16 protein-coding genes are annotated in these 21,781 nt (G+C 63.4%); 4 read left to right on the top strand and 12 right to left on the bottom strand.

Annotation, left to right across the window (positions count from 1 at the left end; all coding sequences use genetic code 11):
- Nucleotides 1-10 precede the first annotated feature (10 nt).
- From ACTEK7_RS18020 to ACTEK7_RS18010, 3 genes are all read right to left on the bottom strand, one after another.
- Entirely contained in the window at nt 11-433 is a 423-nt protein-coding gene (locus ACTEK7_RS18020) for a hypothetical protein (protein ID WP_036021311.1), read from the bottom strand.
- A 248-nt stretch (nt 434-681) separates the two neighbouring features.
- On the bottom strand, nt 682-1,296 hold the full coding sequence (locus ACTEK7_RS18015) for a nuclear transport factor 2 family protein (RefSeq protein WP_035997651.1): 615 nt from the start codon (nt 1,294-1,296) through the stop codon (nt 682-684).
- 155 nt (nt 1,297-1,451) lie between these two features.
- Nucleotides 1,452-2,258, bottom strand: a complete 807-nt coding sequence (locus ACTEK7_RS18010; RefSeq protein WP_035997648.1) for a response regulator — start codon at nt 2,256-2,258, stop codon at nt 1,452-1,454.
- A 231-nt stretch (nt 2,259-2,489) separates the two neighbouring features.
- Here ACTEK7_RS18010 and ACTEK7_RS18005 point away from each other — a divergent pair, with 231 nt between their 5' ends.
- Nucleotides 2,490-2,723, top strand: coding sequence for a NepR family anti-sigma factor (locus ACTEK7_RS18005; RefSeq protein ID WP_025032292.1), 234 nt, complete (start codon nt 2,490-2,492; stop codon nt 2,721-2,723).
- A complete protein-coding gene (locus ACTEK7_RS18000; protein WP_018316216.1) occupies nt 2,723-3,271 on the top strand; it encodes a sigma-70 family RNA polymerase sigma factor in 549 nt (182 codons plus the stop codon). Before ACTEK7_RS18005 ends, ACTEK7_RS18000 begins: the two co-directional genes overlap by 1 nt.
- Nucleotides 3,272-3,358: 87 nt before the next feature.
- On the opposite strand, the gene ACTEK7_RS17995 is transcribed toward ACTEK7_RS18000, so the two are convergent.
- The 3 genes from ACTEK7_RS17995 to ACTEK7_RS17985 form a co-directional block, all read right to left on the bottom strand.
- A complete protein-coding gene (locus ACTEK7_RS17995; RefSeq protein ID WP_035997645.1) occupies nt 3,359-4,057 on the bottom strand; it encodes a nitroreductase in 699 nt (232 codons plus the stop codon).
- A gap of 136 nt (nt 4,058-4,193) precedes the next feature.
- Nucleotides 4,194-6,425, bottom strand: coding sequence for a CHASE2 domain-containing protein (locus ACTEK7_RS17990; RefSeq protein WP_225146331.1), 2,232 nt, complete (start codon nt 6,423-6,425; stop codon nt 4,194-4,196).
- 142 nt (nt 6,426-6,567) lie between these two features.
- Nucleotides 6,568-11,976 carry a VCBS domain-containing protein gene (locus ACTEK7_RS17985; RefSeq protein ID WP_463671647.1) on the bottom strand — a complete coding sequence of 1,803 codons (5,409 nt, stop codon included), beginning with the start codon at nt 11,974-11,976 and terminating at the stop codon, nt 6,568-6,570.
- 620 nt (nt 11,977-12,596) lie between these two features.
- Here ACTEK7_RS17985 and ACTEK7_RS17980 point away from each other — a divergent pair.
- Both ACTEK7_RS17980 and ACTEK7_RS17975 read left to right on the top strand, forming a co-directional pair.
- Complete coding sequence (locus tag ACTEK7_RS17980; RefSeq protein WP_225146329.1) at nt 12,597-13,328, top strand: transglutaminase-like cysteine peptidase; 732 nt, start codon at nt 12,597-12,599, stop codon at nt 13,326-13,328.
- A 178-nt stretch (nt 13,329-13,506) separates the two neighbouring features.
- Nucleotides 13,507-14,622, top strand: coding sequence for a lysozyme inhibitor LprI family protein (locus ACTEK7_RS17975; RefSeq protein WP_225146328.1), 1,116 nt, complete (start codon nt 13,507-13,509; stop codon nt 14,620-14,622).
- Nucleotides 14,623-14,810: 188 nt separating this feature from the next.
- On the opposite strand, the gene ACTEK7_RS17970 is transcribed toward ACTEK7_RS17975, so the two are convergent.
- The 6 genes from ACTEK7_RS17970 to ACTEK7_RS17945 form a co-directional block, all read right to left on the bottom strand.
- Complete coding sequence (locus ACTEK7_RS17970) at nt 14,811-16,010, bottom strand: ABC transporter substrate-binding protein (RefSeq protein ID WP_035997612.1); 1,200 nt, start codon at nt 16,008-16,010, stop codon at nt 14,811-14,813.
- A gap of 81 nt (nt 16,011-16,091) precedes the next feature.
- Nucleotides 16,092-17,930 (bottom strand): AMP-dependent synthetase/ligase, encoded by a 1,839-nt coding sequence (locus ACTEK7_RS17965; protein WP_036021288.1) that lies wholly within the window; start codon nt 17,928-17,930, stop codon nt 16,092-16,094.
- Between the two features lie 95 nt (nt 17,931-18,025).
- Nucleotides 18,026-18,814 carry an ABC transporter ATP-binding protein gene (locus ACTEK7_RS17960; RefSeq protein WP_035997607.1) on the bottom strand — a complete coding sequence of 263 codons (789 nt, stop codon included), beginning with the start codon at nt 18,812-18,814 and terminating at the stop codon, nt 18,026-18,028.
- A 3-nt stretch (nt 18,815-18,817) separates the two neighbouring features.
- Nucleotides 18,818-19,576, bottom strand: coding sequence for an ABC transporter ATP-binding protein (locus ACTEK7_RS17955; RefSeq protein ID WP_035997604.1), 759 nt, complete (start codon nt 19,574-19,576; stop codon nt 18,818-18,820).
- On the bottom strand, nt 19,573-20,724 hold the full coding sequence (locus ACTEK7_RS17950) for a branched-chain amino acid ABC transporter permease (protein ID WP_036021279.1): 1,152 nt from the start codon (nt 20,722-20,724) through the stop codon (nt 19,573-19,575). Before ACTEK7_RS17950 ends, ACTEK7_RS17955 begins: the two co-directional genes overlap by 4 nt.
- A gap of 5 nt (nt 20,725-20,729) precedes the next feature.
- A complete protein-coding gene (locus ACTEK7_RS17945; protein ID WP_036021277.1) occupies nt 20,730-21,605 on the bottom strand; it encodes a branched-chain amino acid ABC transporter permease in 876 nt (291 codons plus the stop codon).
- Nucleotides 21,606-21,781: the final 176 nt, after the last annotated feature.

The raw sequence follows: 21,781 nt of genomic DNA, 5'->3' as shown, positions 1-21,781 counted from the left end.
GGAGAGGGGGTCAGGTCACGCAGCGGCCGGGCTGGAGCAGCCTTGCAACCTCGGTCAGGGAGCTGACCATCGGCTCACAGGCGATCGTCGGCTTGTTGCGAGGCTTCTTCTGGTTCTGGAGCAGCACCGGCGTCTTGGCATTGCCGGTCTCGATCACGGCGGGGACCCGCAGCAGCACCGACGTATCGGCGAGGTCGTTCAGCCGCATCGAGACGGTACGGGTGGGAACGGCTGCCGGTTTGATCTCTGCAAGCCGGTCTGCCTTGGCGGTGCGGTTGACGTTGTGACCCACCGCGACGGTGGAACCGTGGCTGGGGAGGTCGGCGACCGCCTGCCAGCGGTCTGCGAGATCATGCCCGGAGGCCAGTTGCACGGCACCGAGGGTGGCGACGACCGCAATTGCGCTCAAAAAAACCTTTTGAATCTGTGACATGGCTGCCGATCCCTCGCCCTATGGCGGGCACGGGAACAACGCCGCCGCAGGATCGGGGGTTCTCGACAGCTACGATCACTTAACCGTGTGCGAAAAATGCAGCAGACGGCAAAATATTTCGCGCGCCTTGGAACGACTTTCGCGCACAGGAGTCGTCTCAGCAGCCGGCTATTCCCCCCTGCCCCATAAGCCGGCGACGTAGGGCGCGACTGTGGTGATGCCAGTCGCGCCTTACTTTTATCTGGGGCCTACTTCGCCTTTCCTGCCAGCCACTCCCGGCCCTCGCCATAGAGCTTCTCGACCTCGGGGCCGATCAGGCCCGGCATGTCGCGCTTCACGTTGTAGCCGATCAGCTCCTGCATGTAGGCGAGGTGGCGGTAGCCCTCGGGGAGTGCAGCCAGCGCATCCTGGTCGAGCCGAAGCGTCGCGGCGGGATCGACCGGGTCGATGCGGTCCTTCTCGTAGATGGGCTGGCGGCGGACGATGCCCCATTTGCCGATACCTGATGGGTCGTCCCGCTTCTCCAGGAAATCATAGAAGCGTCCGGTGCAGACGACGTCGCAGAGCACGTCGTGCACGAGGCCGCGCTGCGAGATGGTCATCTTGGTCTGCGCGATCGCTCGCGCACCCGCAAGATCGATGCTGGTGCCGCCGAGGAAATGCAGGATGCGCACGCCCCTGGCAAAACCCTCCTGGCTGACCCGCATGAAATCCCGGGCCGGCCCCTGAAACCAGGTCGCGGACATCCAGCCTTCTTCGTGCCAAACCGTGGCAAAGCGCTCCCAGTCGCCGGCATCGCGCCACACCGCCCAGTTCTCGACGAGATCGCGGATGGCGAGACGATCGAGGAGTTGCTGGTCCATGGGCACGTCTCCGATTGGCGTGGTCGCACGCGCAGCTGCTACATGAGCTATGGGCGGCGAATTCAGCGCCCGTCAAGCGGGCCGGCGGCATGAAAAAAATCCGGCGTGCCTTGGGCACGCCGGACTTCGCTATTGGGACGGCCGCAGGCGCCTTGTTACGCCGCAGGCGCTTTGGGCGTGCGATTGCGCGAGTTGCGCTGGAAGAACAGGGCCTGGCTCGCCACCGCCGATACCATCGCGGGCTGGAACGGCTTTGAGATCAGGAACGCCGGCTCGGGACGCTCGCCGGTGAGGAAGCGCTCCGGATAGGCGGTGATGAACACCACCGGCACCTCGAAGGTGCGCAGGAGCTCGTTGACGGCGTCCAGGCCGGACGAGCCGTCGGCAAGCTGGATATCGGCAAGGATCAGGCCGGGCCGCTTGTTCTTGGCCAGCGCCACCGCATCGGCATGGGTGCGCGCGACGCCGACGACGTTGTGGCCGAGATTCTTCACCAGGCTCTCGAGGTCCATGGCGATGAAGGTCTCGTCCTCGATGATCAGCACGTCGGTGGCGATCTCGGCGGCCATCTCGCGTCCGGCTGCGTCCGCAAGACGGCGCGTCTCGGCAACATCGGTGCCGAGAATGAAGGCGACTTCCTCTTCCGAAAAGCCCTCGAGCGAGAGCAGCAGGAAGGCTTGGCGCGGCAGCGGGGTGATGTTCGACAGCCGCCGTTCCGGCGGCATCGGCAAGGTCGTCACCTCGGCATCGTCGTTGATCGAGACTGAATTCCAGATCTGGGTGAAGAGCCGGAACAGGCCGGCCCGGGGCCCATGGTTCTCGTCGAGCACCGACGGATCGCCCAGCATGGCTTCCAACATGGCGGCGACATAGGCGTCACCGGAGGCCTGGCTGCCTGTCAGAGCCCGCGCGTACCTGCGCAACAACGGCAAGTGTTCAGCAACTACCTGTGAACGGGACATCCCCACTCCATTCGTCTTCGGGCCAACCTTGAGGTCCAATCCTGAGGTCAGGCATCACGCGGGGGGCCCAGGTTCCCCTGCTGGGCTGTCTACGCCTCACGACAACAAAAGTTCCGCCGAGCTGGGAACTTTTTGGCGCAGCTGGAATTGTGCCTATCCAGGGAACGGCTCCCGGTTGAGAAAACTTCTCGATTTTACAGTCACTTAACTCGGGGAAACGTGGAACAGGTCATGAAAGATCTCAAGTCTCAAGCCAGCAGAAGCACGACCCCCGGCAAGGGAGGCCTGACTCCGGAGATTCAATCCCGGATCGGGCACCAGCTGCGCGCCATGTACGACGATGTCGTGCGACAGGGGGTTCCGGATCGGTTTGCGGAACTGATCAAGAAGCTTGATGCGCCGGGAGCGTCACCCCACGTAGAAAATGAGGGCGGATCCAACGACAACAACAATGGGAGGGATTAATGCCTCTCACGGACTCCCTGCGTAACGACATCTTGGCGGCCGTGCCCAGTCTGCGCGCCTTCGCCATCTCGCTCAGCGGCAATGCGGACCGCGCCGACGATTTGGTCCAGGAGACGCTGCTGCGTGCGCTCGCCAACATCGACTCGTTCCAGCCCGGCTCCAACCTGCCGGCCTGGCTATTCACGATCCTGCGCAATTTGTTCCGGTCGGACTATCGCAAGCGGCGGCGCGAGGTCGAAGATGCCGAGGGCAATTACGCCAAGACGCTGAAGACCCAGCCCTCGCAGAATGCGCACCTCGAATTCGAGGAGTTTCGCACCGCGCTCGACAAGCTTCCGCAGGATCAGCGTGAAGCCTTGATCCTGGTCGGCGCGTCCGGCTTCTCCTATGAGGACGCGGCCTCGATCTGCGGCTGCGCAGTCGGCACCATCAAGAGCCGCGTGAACCGCGCCCGCTCGAAGCTCGCCGCGCTGCTCTATGTCGACGGCGCCGAGGATTTTGGGCCTGACGAGACCGTGCGGGCCGTGATCGGCGGCAGCGGCGGCTGACCGCCGCCGTCAATCGCACCGGAACGAGACGAAGACGGCCGCTTCCACGGCTGTCTTCGCGCGCGATGCGTCCGGCTCACGTCGCGATCACACATCCACGAAGGTTGCGGTCTCGGCCACGCTCGCCCGCGAGGTGCGGTAGCTGTTGACCTTGTGCGCATGGTCCGCATAGCCGAACGAGATGCCGCAGACGACGCGGCGGTCATCGGGCAGATCGAAGTGGCGGCGGATCAGGCCGGAATGCCGCGCCAGCGCGGCCTGCGGAATGGTGCCGAGCCCGAGCGCCTGCGCCGCCAGCACGAAGTTGGAGACATAGGCGCCGCAATCGATCGCACCGTAGATGCCGAGCGGCTCGTTGGTGTGGATGATGGCGACATGCGGTGCGCCGAAGAAATTGTAGTTCTCCAGCGCCTGCTTGGCATAGGCCGCCTTGTCGCCGCGGGCGATGCCGAGCGTGTTGTAGAGCTGGAAGCCGCTCTCGCGGCGGCGATCGAGATAGACCCCGACATATTCGCGCGGTGGCGTGAAGTCGTAGTCATCGCCGAGGCCCTTCGAGGCCTCCGCGTAGATCGCCTTGCGAAAGCGCTCCTTGGCCTCGCCGCTGGCGATGATGACCTGCCAGGGCTGGCTGTTGCACCAGGACGCCGTGCGCTGCGCGGTCGCCAGCACATGCTCGATGGTGGCGCGATCGACCTCCTTGGGGAGAAATGCGCGAACGGAGTAGCGCTCGTTGAGGAGCTCTTCGAGCACCCCGATGCGGTCGTTCTGTCTGACTTGTGCGTCCATCACTCAGCTCGCCCTTTTTTCTTTTGGTTGGGCAGAGGCGCCAAGCGCCGTCCCACCACCATACTTACCTCGATGCACCTGCATATGGTAGGCATGCAATGTTTTGCCCACCCTGCACGAGCGGTGACCGTGACGACTACTTGGTCAGCAGGGCATAGGCGCCGGTCCAGCCCTCCGGCGGCGGATCGATCTGGAAATCCTTGATCCGCGCCTCGTAAAGCCTGAACAGCTTCTCCAGCGTGTCGGCGTCCTCGCTCTTGCGGCCGCGCTCGATGGCATCCAGGGCGCCCTGCCAGTCGCGGCTGCGGTAGCAGCCGAGCATCTCGATGGTAATGTTGCGCAGGCGCTGGAACGCGGCCGAATGCATCACGTCCTCGCGGCCGGCGATGGCGTAGATCACTTCCGGCTCGGTCTTGCCCTTGACCATGATGAAGTCGAGCTCGAGGATCGCGAATTTCTCCTTGGCAGCGAGTGCCGTGCGCGAGCCCACGATGATCGGAAATCCGTATGCCTTCGACTGGCCCTCGAGGCGCGAGGCCAGGTTCACGCTGTCGCCGAGCACCGAATAGTTCTTCTTCAGGTCGGACCCCATGTTGCCGACCACGCCGATGCCGGTGTTGAGACCGATGCCGACATTGAGCGGGATATAGACGTGGCCGCCGTCGGCGGCCTCCTGCTCGCGCTCCTTGTTGACCTCGTCGATCTGCTCGAGCATCTGGATCGCGGCTTCGCAGGCGTTGATCTCGTGCTCGGCGTCGTCGAGCGGCGCGTTCCAGAACGCCATGATGGCGTCGCCCATGTACTTGTCGATATAGCCCTTGCGGTCGATGATGACGTCGGTCAGCGGCGTCAGGAAGCGGTTCATCAGCTCGATCAGCCCCTGCGGATCGTGCTTGTAGCTCTCGGAGATCGTGGTGAAGCCGCGCACGTCGGAGAACATGATCGTCATCTCGCGTTCCTCGCCGCCGAGCACGAGCTTTTCCGGCGACTGCGCCAGCTGCTCGACCAGCACAGGCGACATGTATTGCGCGAATTGCCCGCGGATCTGCACGCGCTGACGCTGCTCGCGCACGAAGCTCGCAAAGATCAGCGTCAGGTAGACTGCGGTCGTCGACAGCAGCGGATAGGTGAAGTCGATGAGATAGCGGTGCTGCGTGTAGGAGAACCAGGACACGCCGATCAGGATGGCCGCGAAGGCCGCGCCCACCAGCACTAGGCGGACGGGGCCGAGATTCGGCGTGAAGATGATGACGAGCAGGCCGATGATCAGCGCCGCGATCAGCTCGACGCCCAGGGCATAGTTCGGCTGCGAGATCACCGCGCGGCTCAGCACGCCCTCCAGCACCTGGGCATGGATCTCGACACCCGGCATGGCCCGGGATACCGGCGTGGTCTTGATGTCGTTCAAGCCGCCCGCGGAAGTGCCGACCAGCACCAGCTTGCCGGCAAACCTCGTGGGCGGCACCGCATTGTCGAGCACGTCGACCGCGGAGACGTAGATCGAAGGATCCCGGCGGGCATAGTGCACCCAGAGCTGACCGTTCTTGTCGGTCGGAACCTCCAAACCCTTGAGGCGGATCGACTTGATGCCCGTCTTGTCGGTACGGACCAGCAGGGTCGGCGTGCCCGTGACGACGCGCAGGATCTCGAGGCTGAGCGAGGGCATGATGTTGCCCTGGGCGCGCATGATCATCGGCACGCGGCGGATCAATCCGTCACGCTCGGTCCGGATCGAGAACAGGCCGCGGCCGGCCGCGGCCCTCTCGATGACCGGCACATTGCGGAGCAGGCCGGGGAATTCGAACAGGAAACGCTCGGCCCCGTCCTCCCCCACCGTTGCAACCCCCGTGAACGGCAGCGACTTGTCGAGCTCGGACAAGACCTCCGGAAGCCCGGTCTCGCCCAGCACGACGTGCGAGCGCTTGATCGCGTCGGCGAGGATCTGATCGTTGCTCGGCAGCTCACGCAGCTTGGCGCGGGTCGCGTCGTCGAGATAGCGCATCTGGCTCGCGACCTGCTCCGGGTTGAGCCGGTCGGCTTCGGAGAAGACCATGTCGAAGCCGATCGCCACCGCGCCGTGGTTGGTGAGGTTCTGGACCATGTCGGCGATGCGCGTGCGCGGCCACGGCCACTGTCCGAGTCTGGTGAGGCTCTTGTCGTCGATATCGACGATGACGACCGGCCGCGCCGCCTTCTCGCGCGGATCGATCAATTGAAACATGTCGAAGGTGCGCAGCCGCAATTCCTGGATCGGCGGCGGATCCCACAGGCGCGCGCCTGCGAACAAGACCAGCAGCGCAAGGCAGATCAGCCGCGCAAGGCCAAACTTCCGCGCAAACCACCGCCGCAGGATTTTGAAACGCTTCATGCCAGTCAGACTTCCTGACCCAGATCATGCCGGGCGCACCGATCATGAAGCGTCGGCGTGCGATTGGCTATTCCCCGAGTGCTGAGGATTATGGATTTTTTGCCGCGGTCGAGGTGCAAACCGGAAGCGCCGCCTGCTTCCACTAGCCGACGTGAGTGCCGAAGATGAAATCGCTGGACTGGAGATTCGCGACGGCGACACCCTTGAGCAGGATCGTCTCGTGGCTATCCAGCGTAAGCAACGTGCCGCCATCCTGCGCGGCGGTCGGGGCAAGGTCGTTCAAGGAGCTGATGCCGCTGAACTGCCGCAGGTCGAGCTTGTCGAGGCCGTACTCGAAATCATTCACGGTGTGCTGAACCGAATCCTGCGACGAGGCCGGTGCGAATACGAACTGATCCTTGGCACTGCCGCCGATCAGCGTATCACTCGACTCGGTCGCGAAAATGACGTCCTTGCCGGCGGTACCTTGCAGGGTCATGCCCTGGCTCTCGGCTCCTTCGACGAAGATGAAGTTCACCGTGTCCGAGCGGCCCGCCGAATCGGCAACGGTCAGCGTGATCTGATCGGTGGCTGGCAGTCCCGCCTCGGGATCAGCGCCGGTCGGCTCGTAGACGATGCCCGCGCCTTGCGCGAGGGCGGTGTTGATCTGCTCGAGCGTGCCGGTCGTCGGATAAACACTTGCAAGGCTGACGTCCGGATTCGCGGTCGACAGCGTGACCGTGAAAGTGTCCGTCGCAGCGCCGGGATCGGCGTCCATGACGACGAGGTCGGTAATGATCTCGTTGCTGTTCTCGGTGATGTGCTCGACCTGGAAGCTCTCGGTGTTGATGACCGGGCCCGCACCGTCGTCCGCACCGGTCACGTTCACCTTGAGCGTTGCCGTGTCGGTCGCACCATGGATATCCGTGGTCTGGACCGTGAACGTATCGACATACGATCCGTCCGCCAACGCATTGATCGCAGCATCATTCGGAACGTAGCTATAGCTGCCGTTGGAATTGACCGTCAGCGAGCCGTAGAGTCCCGCGACCGTCGTGGCCGCCTGGTGATCTGAATCGAGGACGGCATAGGTCAGCGGCGCCGTCTCACCGCTGTCGGCGTCGGTCCCCGCCAGTTGCCCGGTGAGATTGGAGAAGGTGTCGTCGTCAGCGGTGTCCGTGAGCGGGCCGATGTGGAGATCGGACAGCGTCGGTGCGTCGTTCGTGCCGGTGATGTTGATGGTCACGACCGCGCTAGTTCCAAAGCCCTGAGCATCCGACGGAACGATGGTGTATTGCAGCGATAGCGTCTGACCGGCGGCGAGGAAGTCGAAGGCCTGGCCGGCCGAGTTGAATTGCCAGGTAAACTGGGCGTGGGTCGCCGTGCCGTTGAGAATGTCGCCGGACGGCACGGTCAGATAGTTCAGGAGATCGGCATGCGACAGCCCGCCGACGCTGCCCGTTTGCAACACGTTGTCGAGCTTAACCTGCACCGCATCGACCGATACCGTGACGTGATCGGTCGCGTCGACGTCGGAGACCGCCAGCACGCCATGCGAGAGCTGGCCGCCATTGGTCTCCATCAGATCGGCAAATGCGCCGCCCGGCCCGGAGGTCCCGCTGGCCCAATCCGCATCACCTTCAATGGCGAGGCTCTTGGTTGGGTTGACCGTGTTGGAGGCCTTGCTCCCGCTGCCGTCGCCAAGCGTATAATAGGCGGCCAGATTGGCCTCGTTGCCGGTGAGCGCGGTGAAGTCGTACGACTGGATTTGCGCCTGCGTGAGTGCGGTGGTCCAGACGCTGACATCGGCGATCGAGCCGGTGAAGCCTTGCGTACCGAAGCCCGGAGCGTACCTGCCGCTCGCCGCTCCGATCATCATGTAGGACGGCTCCTGAGCGCCAGCGATCGCGTTGACGCCGCCACTGTGGGAATAGACGGCGTTGCCATCGACATAAAGCGTGAAGATGCCGTCGTCACGCGTCAAGGCGAGGTTATGCCATTGCCCCGCAGTAAGCGCGAAGCCGGTATCCTGGATCTCGACGCCGCCCTCGAGAATCGCGATCTCCAGCTTGCCGCTGATGACAGTGCCCATGAGGCCGAAACCGGTGGTCGAGGTATTGCCATTGTAGAACAAGACCTGGCTGGCGGAGGCAGCGTCTCCGTTCCAGTTCACCCAGCCGTCCAGCGTCACGTCGTCGGTGGCGACCGTCGGTACGTCGCCGACCGCGATGGTCGCACCGTCGAAGTTCATGTAGTCGGACGTCACATAGGAGACGGTCGGCGCATCGTTGGTGCCGGTGATGGTGACGGTTACGTCTTGCGTGACAGTCGCGTTGTGATTGTCCTTGAAGGTGACGGTGTAGACCTGAGTTATGGTCTGCCCTTCCGCCAGCGACTGCAGCACGGGATCGTTGTTGTCGAGCGTGAAGTGCCAGTCGAGCGTCGCGCCGGTGCTGGTGTCGGCGTTGGATTCGGACACCGCGCCGATGGAGAAGGTGCCGATATTCGTGCTGTCGTCCTCGAATCCCGGCAGAGCCGAACTGACGGACGATGACTTGAACTGCACCTGCGCCGTATGGGTGTCGATCAGGTCAACGTCCTGGATCGCCAGCGTACCGCTGGTCGTCAGCGAGGCGCCGTCATCCTCGGTAACCGCACCCGTTGCCGCCTCGGGATCGCTCGTGATCGTCGGCGCGTCGTTGGCGCCGTTGATCGTGACAGTGACGTCCTGGGAGACCTGCGCACCGTGATCGTCAGTAAAGGTGACGGTGTAGACCTGGGTGATGGTCTGGCCATGCGCCAGCGATTGCAGCACCGCATTGTCGTTGTCGAGGCTGAAGTGCCAGCCCAGCGTCGCGCTGTTGTCGGTATCGGTGTTGAACTCCGCGACCTCGCAATCGATCGTGAAGGTGCCGAGCGGCGCATTACCATCGAAGCCCGGCAGATGCGCGTTCGACGTCGCTGACTTGAATGCGGCCTGCGCGGTGTGGGTGTCGATCAGATCGAGATCCTGAATCGCGAGCGTGCCCTCGATCGACAGCGTCGCGCAGGCATCCTCGGTGACGCTGCCCTTTGCAGCGTCTGCATCACTCGTGATGGTCGGCGTGTCATTGGTGCCGGTGATGGTGACCGTGACGTCCCGGGTGACGGTGCCACCGTGATGGTCGTCGACGGTCACGGTGTAGACTTGGGTGATGGTCTGGCCTTCGGCCAGCGACTGCAGCACCGGATCGTTGTCGTTGAGCGTGAAGGTCCAACCCACTGATCCGCGCGTGCTGACACCCGGACTCTCGCTCACCGCGGTCAGCGCGAAGTTCCCGATAGGCGAGGTGCCGTTGCCGAAGCCGGGCAGATGCGCGTTCGACGTCGTCGACTTCAGGACGTAACTGGCAGTGTGCGTATCCGTGAGATCGGGGTCGTTGAAGGCGACGGTGCCGTTCGCCGTCAGGGTTGCCGCCGTATCCTCTGTCACTTCTCCGGTGGGCGTCGTCGAGTCCTCGACGATCGTCGGCACGTCGTTGGTGCCCTCGACATTGACGTCCGCACCGTCGATGGACACGGTGATCGGCGTGCTGACGACGCCGCCGTGCCCGTCATCGACCTGCACCACGTAGTTGAGGATCAGCTTCTCGTCCTCGGCCAGGAAGTCGAAGAGATGGTCGGGAACGCTGTAGGTCCAGGTGGCCGTGCCGTTGTTGCTGTTTCCGGCACCCTGAACCACGGTCAGCGGCACTTTGACGGCAGCGATCGCCGCGAGTTGCTCCGGCGTCAGGGACGCAGTGATATCGTTGCCTTCGGCATCGAGATATTTGAACGGCTCGACGGATGAGAGCGCCGCGCTCACGATCGGCCGGTCCGTCAGATCGACGTCGGTGAAGGTGACCGTGCCCGTGATGATGTCCAGCGCCTCGTTGCCGGTCCCGACCTGTTCGACGACGGTGCCGCCTGACGTCGCAACGGTAGGCTTGTCGTTCGTTCCCGTGATCGTGATGGTGATCGGGATGAACCTGGACTCGGGGTTCACCGTGAAATTGGTGTCGACGCGGACCATGTAGGTCAGCGTCAGGGTTTCGCCGGCCGCGAGGAAGTCGAAAACGTGGTCGGGGATCGTGTAGGTCCAGACCGCCGAGCCGTTGTTGTTGTTGGCGGGGTCGGGGACGACGCTGATCTGGATCTGCGTCGCCGCGATGCCCTGCTTCTGGAGCTCCGAGAGGGAGCCGGTGACGTCGTTCTGGCCCGCAGTTTTGTAGACGTAGTTCGGCGCCTCGGCGAGGCTGATGCTCACCGTCGGCCGGTCGCCGAGGTTCTGATCGACGAACCTGATCACGCCGGAAATCGTGTCGGCGCGCGTGTCGCCGGTCGTGTCCGCACGCTCCGTCAACGCGAACGCCGTCTTCACGTTGCCGCTCGCGTCGAAGCTCTGCGCGATCGGCTGGCCGGGAATGCGTACGATGAGCGGCGTGGAGGTGGTAGGCGTCTCCGATCCCTGCGGATTGAGATTGACGAATGTTGCGGTGGCGCTAGGGCCGGACGACGATTTGAGTAACACCTCATAGCCGAACGGCGTGATCGTATCGGTGTAGTTCGTGGTCAGCTTGGTGTTGGTGTTGTTGTCGGTAAACTTCAGCGTGAACACGTCCGTGATCAGCTTCTGCACCTCCGGCGACATCAGTGCATTGGTGATCGAGACGTTGCCGCCGCTGATCTGGATCATCTGGCCGGCCTGGTTGACCGTCGCGATCGGCAGCAGCGTGACCTTGTCGAACAGGATGTAGGAGCCGGTCGTGCCGTTCGGCTCGACCAGCACCTGGAAGCTCGCCTGCGGCTGCGGATCGCCGCCGCCGGCGGGAACGACGAAGTTGATCTGGGTCAGCACCGCCGTGCCGCGGATGCCCATGGTGGCGACCGGCGTGTCGACCTTCATGTCGCCGCGCTTGGCGGTTTCGCCGGCGACGAAGGTGATGGTGCCCGCGACCAGGCTGAGCAGCGAGGAATTGTTCGACCCGTTGGGGTCGTAGACCATCTCGTTCAGCACCATCCGCGCGTTGGAGGACAGGCCGAACACGGTGCCGTCAATGAAGGTGATGCCGAGCGTCGAGTCGGCCCCGGTCGAGACCACGTCGCCCTTCTCGACGTTGTCGCCATTGTTCAGGATGACCGAGACGCCGTTGCGGATCGCGGTCGCGCTTCCCACGAGCTTGGTGACGTGACCGATGACCTGGCCCGCACCGGCACCGGGCGCGGCCTGGGCAACCTGGACATGGCCGGTGAGGGCGTTGACGACGTCGCCGCTGAGGTGGGCGCCGTCGGGCGAAGCGAGCGCGGCGCGCTTGTCGCCCCTGAAATAATCGTGAACGACGAACTCATGACCGTCGTGGGACAGCACAAGGTCGAGCCCGGCACGCTTGAACTCGCCGTTGAAGATCAGATTGGGGTCGGGAACGACGAACGCGCCGTCGGGCGCGTGACCGTTCGCCTTTGCGGTAAAAGAATCGATATTTGCCCCGACGGGCGAGCGGGAACCCTGGCCGTCCAAAGAAATCGCGCCGTCAAATTGGCCAGCGTAATTCAACCGGGCACCGTAAAAAGGGTTAAAATCTAAGTAAGTATCGACCGCCTAAGCTTGCATAGCATTAGCAAGTCCTTAGCGATACCATCTATTGCTTGTGTGATTTCGCATCACTTGGCCCCCGGGAGGCCCCACGGCGTGGCGCCGCGACAGAGGAGTGAAAGTAATTCCTCAAATATTCGTATGTCGAATTCAGCCTGTTTCCACGCATTTCCAGTCATCCAAAGTAACCTGCTGTATAGTAACGAAGCAGATACTTTCATCATCTTTCCGTCGCGAGCTCCCGCAGCATCCTGCGGCAAATACGGAGTTAAATCTGTGACCTATCTAACAGAACCCCATGAAATGGGGGTTGTTAGCCATAGGACCCAGATTCGGCACTGCCACAACCTGTGTCTGCAATTGGCTCCATTTCGCGGCAACGCGACACCTCCTAGCCGGCGAATCGTAAAATTTTACGCAATTTGGGTAGGCCCATTTCAGCCTGTCACCCGGTTTTGGAACCCCTGCCGGGCGCGTTAAGCAGAACAAAACGGCCCGTCTCGCACTATCTCCGCGAAAGCAACAAAGCCCGGCACGTCGAGATCGAGGGGGATCTCGTGAAGCCTGGGAAGGGATGTCAGATGGAGACCGCTGCTCGCTCGCGCGCCTGGCGCGCAATCCTTGTCATGTGCGGCTTGATCCTGCTCGGATCGGCCGCCGAGCTTCGCGCCGGCACGCTGCTGTCGCCCGGCGCCGGCGTCCTCGTGCGCAAATCCGCCGAACCGTTCGGCGTGTTCGCCTTCGCCATCTCGTCCGGTAGCCTGCAGCAGAGATGGTCCGTGCTGAAGGACAAGCTCGACGACGACATGGTGCAGCTCGCGCTGTGCGACGGCGACCGGGACAATTGCGCTTCACCGGCAGCGCTCGAGCTGCTCGCCATAGTCGACCACGCCCGCGCCCGCGACGGTCGCGCGCGGCTCGGCGAGGTCAACCGCGCCATCAATCTCGCCATCCATGCCGCCAATGATGGCACCGACGACGTCTGGAGCTCGCCGCTTTCGACCTTCGCGCGCGGGACCGGCGATTGCGAGGACTATGCCATCGCCAAGCTGGCCGCGTTGCGGCTGGCGGGAATTGCCTCTGAGGACCTCCGCATCGTTGTGGTGCGAGATGTCAGGGCCGGCGAGGCGCACGCAATTGCCGCGGCAAAGCTCGACGGGCAATGGCTGATGCTGGACAATCGCCGCATGGCGATAGTCAAGGATGACGCGACGCGGAGCTATCAGCCACTGTTCGTGCTCCACCAGTCGGCCGTGCTGAAATATGTCGACGAGCCGGTGCAGGTCTCGATGGCGGCCGCCGAGGCACGTTGATTTGTTCGTAGCTGGATAGAGCGCAGCAAAATCCGAGACTCTTACCACTCGCACCGGCCCCGGATTAAGCTTGCGCTCCATCCGGGCTACAGACCTTCCACTGCTCGTCCCCACAAACCCATTTCACCGCGCAAGACCAGACGCTAGCATGGCGCCTTCCGTGCGGGGGCGACTTGGAATGCGATTCATCGTGCTGTCTGTGCTTGCGCTGCTGGCATTGCCGGCGGTGCCCGCGTCCGCGCAATCCGACCGCGCGATCGCCGACAGGCTGCCGCTGTTTGCCAGGAACACCTGCCAGCCGATTCGCGACCCCGGCAACCAATTGTTCTGCGGTGATGCCGCGCTTGCCGCCGCCGCCGAGAAGCTGAGCATCGCGATCGAGGAGCGGCTCGCCCGCCTGCCGGATCGCCTGCCCGCTATCGAGGAGAATGCGATCTGGGTCCGCCAACGCAACCTCAGCTGCGGCATCGTCGGCCAGACCGCGATCCGCCCCGACCAATTCGAGACGGTCAAGGCGTGCCTGCTCAAGGTCACCGAGGAGCGCGCCGCGATCGTTCGCGATCCGGATTTCGACTGCCTTGCGGCCAACACTGCTGCGGGCGCGGTGATCTGCGCAGACCCCTCGCTGACGCTTGCCGAAACCGAGCTCAACGGCCAGGTGCTCGGCCTGATCGGCAAATTGGACCCGACTGCGGCACGCTTTGCCTTCGCCGAATATGGACGGTGGACGCGCGAGCGCGACCGCAAATGCAATCTGGTCGGCAAGGAGAACGTGCCGCTGCAGGAGCTGGAATCCGCGGAGGACTGTCTCGCCGACCATTTGAAGCGCAAGACAGATGAAATCCGCGCCGCGACGGGCGATCCCAAAAAAGTGTTCGGCCGGCAGGTCGCGGCCCGCATTCCCGACGCCGACGCCGTCGATTTCTGCGCCGCGCGGATTCATGCGGCCAATTCCTGCGGCAACTTCCTGCGCATCAACCGCGTCTATGCGCTCGACAGCCAGGTGACCGACCAGGAGGCACAGGTCACGGGCGAAATCGAAATGGCCGTGCTCGCTCCCTTCACCGTGTGCAGCAGGATCGCCTCCATCTGCACCGGCACCTGCTGGGACGCCACGACGGGTCGGCCGCAGCAGGGAGCCGGCAACAAGACGCGCCCAGCAGACGTCTTCAACGTCACGCGCCGGCTGAGGGTCCAGCGAACCTTCGCCTTCGTCAAAGCCGCCGACGGCTGGCGCTGCCGGGAAGACGAGCTCGCCCCGGTGAATTCGGGCACCGCGGGCGGAGGATCGTAGGGTTCTCTCTTCCTTCTCCCCTTGTGGGAGAAGGTCGCGCGCGCAAGCGCGCGGGATGAGGGGTTCTCTCCGCACGCAAGACCGTGCGTGAAGGATAGAGACCCCTCACCCGGCTCGCCGCTTCGCGGCGATCCACCCTCTCCCACAAGGGGAGAGGGTGCACTGAGCTCGACGCAAGAGAGCCCGCATCAGAACATCAGATTGTCCTTCACCAGCACCCAGCGGCCGCCCTTGACCTGCTGCACCTGGGTGATGGTGTTGGCGAGGTGGTCGGTCTTGGAGAACTTGGTGGGCGGCGAGTTGAAGATGTCGAGGAATTTCTCGCCCGACTCGAGCGCATCGAGCATCTTCTGCCCGGTGAGATCCTTGCCGGCCTTGTTGGCATAGAACGCAAAAGTCATCATGGCATTGTAGCCGATGATGGCTTGCGTGTTGGCGTCGGCGTTGAACATCTTCTTGTAGTTGACGAGCCAATCCTTCACCTTGCCCTTGGCGGTGTCCTCATAAGGAATCTCGAAGCCACTGGCAGCATAGAGACCCTCGACGGCGTCCTTACCCAGCGCAGGAACCTCCATCACGTTCGTGGGGGTGGCCCCGAGGAAGGTGACGTCCCAGCCGAGCTTCTTGGCTTCGGTCATCGCCCCAATGGTCTCGCGCAGCACGGTGCCGAGCACGACGAGGTCGCAGCCATCTGACTTCATCTTGGCGATCTGCGCGCTGAAATCGGAGGCGCCGCGCTTGTAGCTCGTGATCGAGGCCGGCTGCGCCTTCATGGCAGTGAGCTGCTGATTGAAGCCATCGAGCACGTTCTTACCGTACTCGTCGTCCTGATGCATGATGCAGGGCTTCTTGAAGCCCTTCCACTCGATCATGTATTTCACCGCAGCCCGCGTGCTCTCGACATAGGGCAGCAAATTGTTGAACTTCAGGCGCTCCTGCGGCTTGGCCGGATCGAACTTGAAGGTGAATTCGGCCGCCGTCAGCGGGAACAGCTGCAGGACACCGGCATCGAACAGGATGTCTTGCGCGGCGAGCACCGTCGGTGATCCCATCGGCCCCACCATCGCGAAGATCTTGTCGCGCTCGATCAGCTTTTGCGACGCCAGCACGGCCTTCTTCGGATCGTAACCGCTGTCCTCGACGACCAGCCGGATCTTGCGGCCGTGAATTCCGCCGGCCGCATTGATCTCCTCGGCCGCCATCTTCATGCCGTTCGCGACCGGAACGCCCCACCCCTTGATCGGACCCGACAGGTCCTGATGGGTGCCGATGACGATCTCGGTTGCCGAGATGCCCTCGTTGGTGACCTTGGTTTGCGCTGCGGCCGGCAGACAGGTGAGCACCACGGCACCCACAGCAAGGCCGAATGCGCTGAACGATTTCGACATTGACGTCTCCTCTCCTAAAGGCCCGTATTGCACGAAGGGCGGGGCCACAGCTCCTTCGCTTTCTCGAAATGGACCGACTCGTCACGCCACCGCACGCTCGCGATACATCGCCTCGATCTCGGCGGCGTAGCGCTTGTTCACGAAGCCGCGCTTCAGCTTCATGGTCGGCGTCAGCTCCTCGTCCTCGGGCGTGAGCTGGCGCTCGATCAGGTAGAACCTCTTGATGGTCTCGACGCGGGCAAAATTGCCGTTGACCTGCTCGATCTCGCGCCCGATCAGGTCCTGGATCTCCCTCGCCCGGCACAGGCTGGCATAATTGGTGAAGGGGATGTCGTGATCCTGGGCGAACTTCTCAACATTCTCCTGGTCGATCATCACGAGGCAGGTGAGATAGGGCCGCTTGTCGCCGATCACGACCGCGTCGGAAATGTAGGGCGAGAACTTGAGTTGGTTCTCGATCTCGGACGGCGTGATGTTCTTGCCGCCCGAGGTGATGATGATGTCCTTCATCCGGTCGGTGATGCGCACGAAGCCCTCATTGTCGATGGTGCCGACGTCACCGGTGTGCAGCCAGCCGCGGGAATCGATCGTCTCTGCGGTCTTCTCCGGCTGGTTCAGATAGCCCATGAACAGGAAGTCGCCCTTGATCAGGATCTCGCCGGCGGGCGACAGCGCGACCTCGCCCCAGGGCACCGCGGTGCCGACCGAGCCGAGCTTGATCTTGTCCGCGGGCATCATGGTTGCGACCCCGCAATTCTCGGTCTGACCGTAGACCTCGTGCATGTCGATGCCGAGCGCCAGATACCAGCGGATCAGCTCCGGTGCGATCGGGGCTGCGCCGGTGAACGCGATGCGGCAGCGGTCGAGTCCGATCATGCGGCGAATGTTGCGGAACGCGACCAGGTAGGCGATGCGGTTGGCGATGCGCAGCGATAGCGGCGGCGCCCTGCCCTCGAGCCGGCAATCGACCATGCGGTAGCCGATGCCGATGGCGCGGCGATAGACCCATTGCTGCAGCGGCGTTGCATCCTTCAGCGCGATGGTGATGGCGGAATAGAACTTCTCCCAGACGCGCGGCACGGCCAGAAAGGCGGTCGGCTGCACCTCGCGCAGATTGTCAGGCACGGTTTCCGGGCTCTCGGCAAAATTCATCACCGAGCCGAGCGCGACCGAGATGTAATAGCCGCCGATACGCTCTGCGACGTGGCAGAGCGGCAGGAAGACCAGCCGGTTCTCGTCCTCTCGCGCAGGTATGAAGTCGTTGGCGTGTCGCATCTGGTGGGTGACGCTGCGATTGGCGTGCATCGCGCCTTTCGGCGGGCCGGTCGTGCCGGACGTATAGACGAGGACCGCGAGATCGCCGGCGCTGCGGCTGTCGATCATCTCCTGCCACAGCGCTTCGCGGCCGACCATGTGGTTGCGGCCGAGCGCGCGAAACTCGTCCAGCGACATCACCATGTCGTCGGAGAAACCGCTGAGGCCCTCCATGTCGAACACGATGATCTTCTGCAAGCTGGGGCATCGCGCGCGGCAGGTGAGAATCTTGTCGAGCTGCTCCTCGTCCTCGGCGAAGATCACCTTCGTGGCGGAGTCGTTGACGAGATACTCGACCTGGGACGAAGAATCGGTCGGATAGATTCCGCTGGAGACGCCGCCGGCGCACAATATGCCCATGTCGGCATAAACCCATTCGGGCACGGCATTGGCGATGATGGAGGCGACCTCGCCGGGCATGAAGCCGACGGCGCGGAGCGCGTAGGCGATCTCTTTGGAGATCTCCAGCCATTCTAGCCAGCTCGTCGGCTGCCAGATGCCGAACTTCTTCTCGCGGATCGCCGGCCTGTCGCCCCGCGTCTCGGCGGCGCGCAAGAAGCTCTTCGCGATCGTATCAGCGACCGTCAGCACCGCCGGTCGGGCCATGCACCTCTCCTCCTTGTCGCCTTCCCTCCGCTGCCTGCCTTGCCGGCCGGTCTTTGCTCAACGTTGGGCAAGCTCATCTTACTGCCAGCTCGTCCTCACCGCCACGTCTTCTTCTTTTTCCAGCGCCGCTCGCCGCGCGCGCCGGCTTCCTTGGCGCCAAGGTAGAATTCCTGGATGTCCTGGGAATGCATCAAGCGGTCGCAGGTATCGTTCATCACGATACGGCCGATCTCCAGCACATAGCCGTAATGGGCGGTTTCCAGCGCCACCTTGGCGTTCTGCTCGACCAGCAGGATCGACATGCCCTGCTCCTCGTTGACCCGGCGGATGATGGTGAATATCTCCTTCACCAGCAGTGGCGACAGGCCGAGCGAGGGCTCGTCGAGCAAGAGCAGCGTCGGCCGGTTCATCAGCGCGCGCCCGATCGCGAGCATCTGCTGCTCGCCGCCGGAGAGCTGGCCCGCCGGCTGGTTGATGCGCTCCTTCAGGCGCGGGAAATAGCCGTAGACGCGCTCCATGTCCTCCGCGACGCCGTCCCGGTCCTTGCGCGGATAGGCACCCATCATCAGGTTCTCGCGCACCGAGAGGAACGGGAACACCTCGCGCCCCTCGGGCACGTGGCTGAGGCCGAGCCGCACGATGCGGTCGGCCTCCATGCGCTGGATCGGCTTGCCCATGAACTCGATCGCGCCCTTCTGCGGATCGAGGATGCCGGAGATGGTCTTCAGCACCGTGGTCTTGCCGGCCCCGTTGGCCCCGAGCAGCGTGACGATGCGCCCGCGCGGCACCTCCAGCGAGATGCCGCGGATCGCCATGATCGGCCCGTAATAGCTCTCGATGTTGGAGAGCTTGAGGATGATATCCTGGGGCGCAGCGGCATCCATCGGTCAGGCTCCCAGATACGCGGCGACGACGTCGGGGTGCTGCTGCACTTCAGCGGGCGAGCCCATCGCCAGCACCCTTCCGTAGTTCAGTGCGATGACGCGATCGGAGACCCGGTTGACCAGCGACATGTCGTGCTCGACCATCAGCACGGTGATACCGAGCTCGGTCCTCATGTCCCGAATCCAGAACGACATGTCGCCGGTCTCCTCCACGTTGAGACCCGAGGACGGCTCGTCCAGCAGGATCAGCTTCGGCTCCGAGCAGAGCGCGCGCGCCAGCTCGATCACCTTGCGCACGCCGTAAGGCAGGCCCGAGATCAGCTTGTCGCGATAGGGTTCGAGGTCGAGGAATTCGATGACCTGCTCGACCCGGCGGCGGTGAACCTTTTCGTTGGCCCGCACGCTCGGCAGGAATAAGAGCTCCTGCCACAGCTGCGTGGTCGAATGGCGGTGGCGGCCGACCAGAAGGTTCGACAGCACGGTCGCGTTCTCGAACAGCTCGATGTTCTGGAAGGTACGGGCGATGCCGAGCTTGGCGATGTCGTAGGGCGGCTGCTCGGTGATGTCCTGGTCCTCGAAGAAGATACGGCCCGAGGTCGGCCGGTAGATCCGCGAGATCAGGTTGAAGATCGAGCTCTTGCCGGCTCCGTTCGGCCCGATGATCGAGAGGATCTCGCCCTTCTCCACCGCGAACGAGACCGCATCGACCGCCTTGAGGCCGCCGAAATGCAGCGACAGGTTCTCGGCGCGGAAATAGCTCATCGATTGCGCTCCGACTTCACGTAGATCTTCTGCCGCTTGAAGGTGGCGCGCTTGTAGAGAGGGAACAGCTGGAAGAAGAGCTTGATCTTGAGCCAGCGGCCGTAGAGCCCGAGCGGCTCGAACAGCACGAACAGCACGATGATGATGCCGTAGATCGCGCCCTTCAGGCCGTTGAGCGAGGCGAAGGCCGCGACCTTCGCCTCGATATTGCCCGCAGTCGCCGCGCCGGCGCCGAATGTCGCGGCAATGCCGGCGATGATGCCGGGCATGTCGTCCTTGAGATAGGTGAGGAACGGGTCGATCATCACGATGAAGATCGCGCCGAGCACGGCGCCGTGCAGGCTGAAGGTGCCGCCGATCAGGATCACGATGATGAACTCGATCGAGAGCTGAAGCGTGAACATCTCCGGCGAGATGAAGGAGAGCTTGTGCGCGAACAGGACGCCGGCAAAGCCGGTGATCGCGGCCGAGATCGCGAACGACTTCACCTTGTAGAGCGCGACATTGACGCCCATGCTGCGCGCCGCCGTCTCGGAATCGCGGATCGCGACGAAGGCGCGGCCCGTCGGCGAACGCAGCAGATTGAGCGTGCCGACGATGGTCAGCACCAGCACGGCAAGGCAGAGGTAATAGAAGGTCGGGCTGTCGCGCGGCACGGCGACGCCGAGCAGCGACAGCGTCTTGACCCGCATGCCCTCGTTACCGTGGGTAACGCTTTCCCACCGCGCCAGGATCTCCTCCACGATCAGGGCAAACGAGATGGTGGCGATGACGAGATAGATGCCGGTGAGGCGCAGCGCCGGAAAGCCGACCATCGCGCCGATGATGCCGGTCAACAGCCCGGCGGCGAGGAAGTAGACGGGGAACGGCACGTTGTATTTCTGCAAGTATGCCGCCGTGTAGGCGCCGATGGCGAGGAACGCCGCGTGCCCAAGCGAGGCTTGGCCGGTGAAGCCGGTCAGAATCAGCAGCGCCACGCCGACGATCGCATAGATGCAGACGAAGACGAGCTGGCTCATCAGATAGCTGGAGAGCACGTGGGGCGCGATCAGCAGCAGCGCGAGCAGAACGCCGTAGGTGACGACGTAGCCCGAATGCGGGAACAGCTTGATGTCGTCCTCGTAGTCGGTCTTGAACAGGAAGCGCATGGCGTTCAGACCTTCTTGCGGACGTGGAGGCCGAACAGGCCCTCGGGCTTCAGCAGCAGCACGGTGAGCAGCACGATGTAAGGCGCGGCGTCCTTCCAGCCCTCGGGCAGGTAAAAGCCGGCCATGCTCTCGATCACGCCGATCAGGACGCCGCCGACCACCGCGCCCGGGATCGAGCCGAAACCGCCGAGCACGGCGGCGGGAAACGCCTTCAGGCCGAGCACGAGGCCGACATTGGAGTGGATGAAGGTGATCGGCGCCAGCAGCACGCCGGCGCAGGTCGCGACCGCCGCGCTGATCGCCCAGACCACCGCCACCACGCGCTTGACCGGAATGCCCATGTAATAGGCCGCCAGCATGTTCTCGGAGCTGGCGCGCATCGCGGTGCCGAGCGTGGTCTTGTTGAAGAACAGCCACAGCAAGGTGCACAGGATCATCGTCGCTGCGATCACCGAGAGCTTGTCGTAGGCGAGCACCAGCGAGCCCATGCGCAGCACGCCCTGGCTGAACGGCGTTTCGATCTTCAGGTCGTCGGTGCCCCAGATCATCCCCGCGACCGAACGCAGAAAATAGCCGAGACCGATCGTGACCATGATGATGGAGAACTGGGGATAGCCGAGGATCGGCCGCACGACCACGCGCTCGGCCAGCATGCCGAACAGCGCCATGGCGGCGACCGCACCGGCGAAGCCGATCCAGTAGTTCAGGCCCATCATGCCGATGAAGGTGAAGGCGAAGAAACCGCCCAGCATCATCAGATCGCCCTGGGCAAAATTGACGACTTCGGTGGCCTTGTAGACGAGCACGAAGCCGAGCGCGATCAGGCCGTAGACGCAGCCGAGCGCAACACCGCTGACCAGCTGCTGAACGAAATCCAGCATTGACGCGCGTCCTCCCCGATGCAACCGGCGTTCTTCGAGGCCGCCTTGCCGCATCTTGTGTCCAGTCGCTACGCAGTCGTTTCGCCGCGTTAGCGCCATTTGTCCGGAATCAATTCAGCCTGAACGCCCGCGCGCTGTCAACAAACGGTGACTTGTCGGGATGCCTTGCCTTTAGT

The sequence above is a fragment of the Bradyrhizobium sp. JHI2711 genome (assembly GCF_056156565.1).
This window is presented reverse-complemented; position numbering and strand designations above follow the sequence as displayed.

Coding starts and splice junctions, on each gene's coding strand:
- ACTEK7_RS18020 (WP_036021311.1), bottom strand. CDS start 433: ATGTCACAGATTCAAAAGGTTTTTTTGAGCGCAATTGCGGTCGTCGCC.
- ACTEK7_RS18015 (WP_035997651.1), bottom strand. CDS start 1,296: ATGGACCAGCAACTCCTCGATCGTCTCGCCATCCGCGATCTCGTCGAG.
- ACTEK7_RS18010 (WP_035997648.1), bottom strand. CDS start 2,258: ATGTCCCGTTCACAGGTAGTTGCTGAACACTTGCCGTTGTTGCGCAGG.
- ACTEK7_RS18005 (WP_025032292.1), top strand. CDS start 2,490: ATGAAAGATCTCAAGTCTCAAGCCAGCAGAAGCACGACCCCCGGCAAG.
- ACTEK7_RS18000 (WP_018316216.1), top strand. CDS start 2,723: ATGCCTCTCACGGACTCCCTGCGTAACGACATCTTGGCGGCCGTGCCC.
- ACTEK7_RS17995 (WP_035997645.1), bottom strand. CDS start 4,057: ATGGACGCACAAGTCAGACAGAACGACCGCATCGGGGTGCTCGAAGAG.
- ACTEK7_RS17990 (WP_225146331.1), bottom strand. CDS start 6,425: ATGAAGCGTTTCAAAATCCTGCGGCGGTGGTTTGCGCGGAAGTTTGGC.
- ACTEK7_RS17980 (WP_225146329.1), top strand. CDS start 12,597: ATGGAGACCGCTGCTCGCTCGCGCGCCTGGCGCGCAATCCTTGTCATG.
- ACTEK7_RS17975 (WP_225146328.1), top strand. CDS start 13,507: ATGCGATTCATCGTGCTGTCTGTGCTTGCGCTGCTGGCATTGCCGGCG.
- ACTEK7_RS17970 (WP_035997612.1), bottom strand. CDS start 16,010: ATGTCGAAATCGTTCAGCGCATTCGGCCTTGCTGTGGGTGCCGTGGTG.
- ACTEK7_RS17965 (WP_036021288.1), bottom strand. CDS start 17,930: ATGGCCCGACCGGCGGTGCTGACGGTCGCTGATACGATCGCGAAGAGC.
- ACTEK7_RS17960 (WP_035997607.1), bottom strand. CDS start 18,814: ATGGATGCCGCTGCGCCCCAGGATATCATCCTCAAGCTCTCCAACATC.
- ACTEK7_RS17955 (WP_035997604.1), bottom strand. CDS start 19,576: ATGAGCTATTTCCGCGCCGAGAACCTGTCGCTGCATTTCGGCGGCCTC.
- ACTEK7_RS17950 (WP_036021279.1), bottom strand. CDS start 20,724: ATGCGCTTCCTGTTCAAGACCGACTACGAGGACGACATCAAGCTGTTC.
- ACTEK7_RS17945 (WP_036021277.1), bottom strand. CDS start 21,605: ATGCTGGATTTCGTTCAGCAGCTGGTCAGCGGTGTTGCGCTCGGCTGC.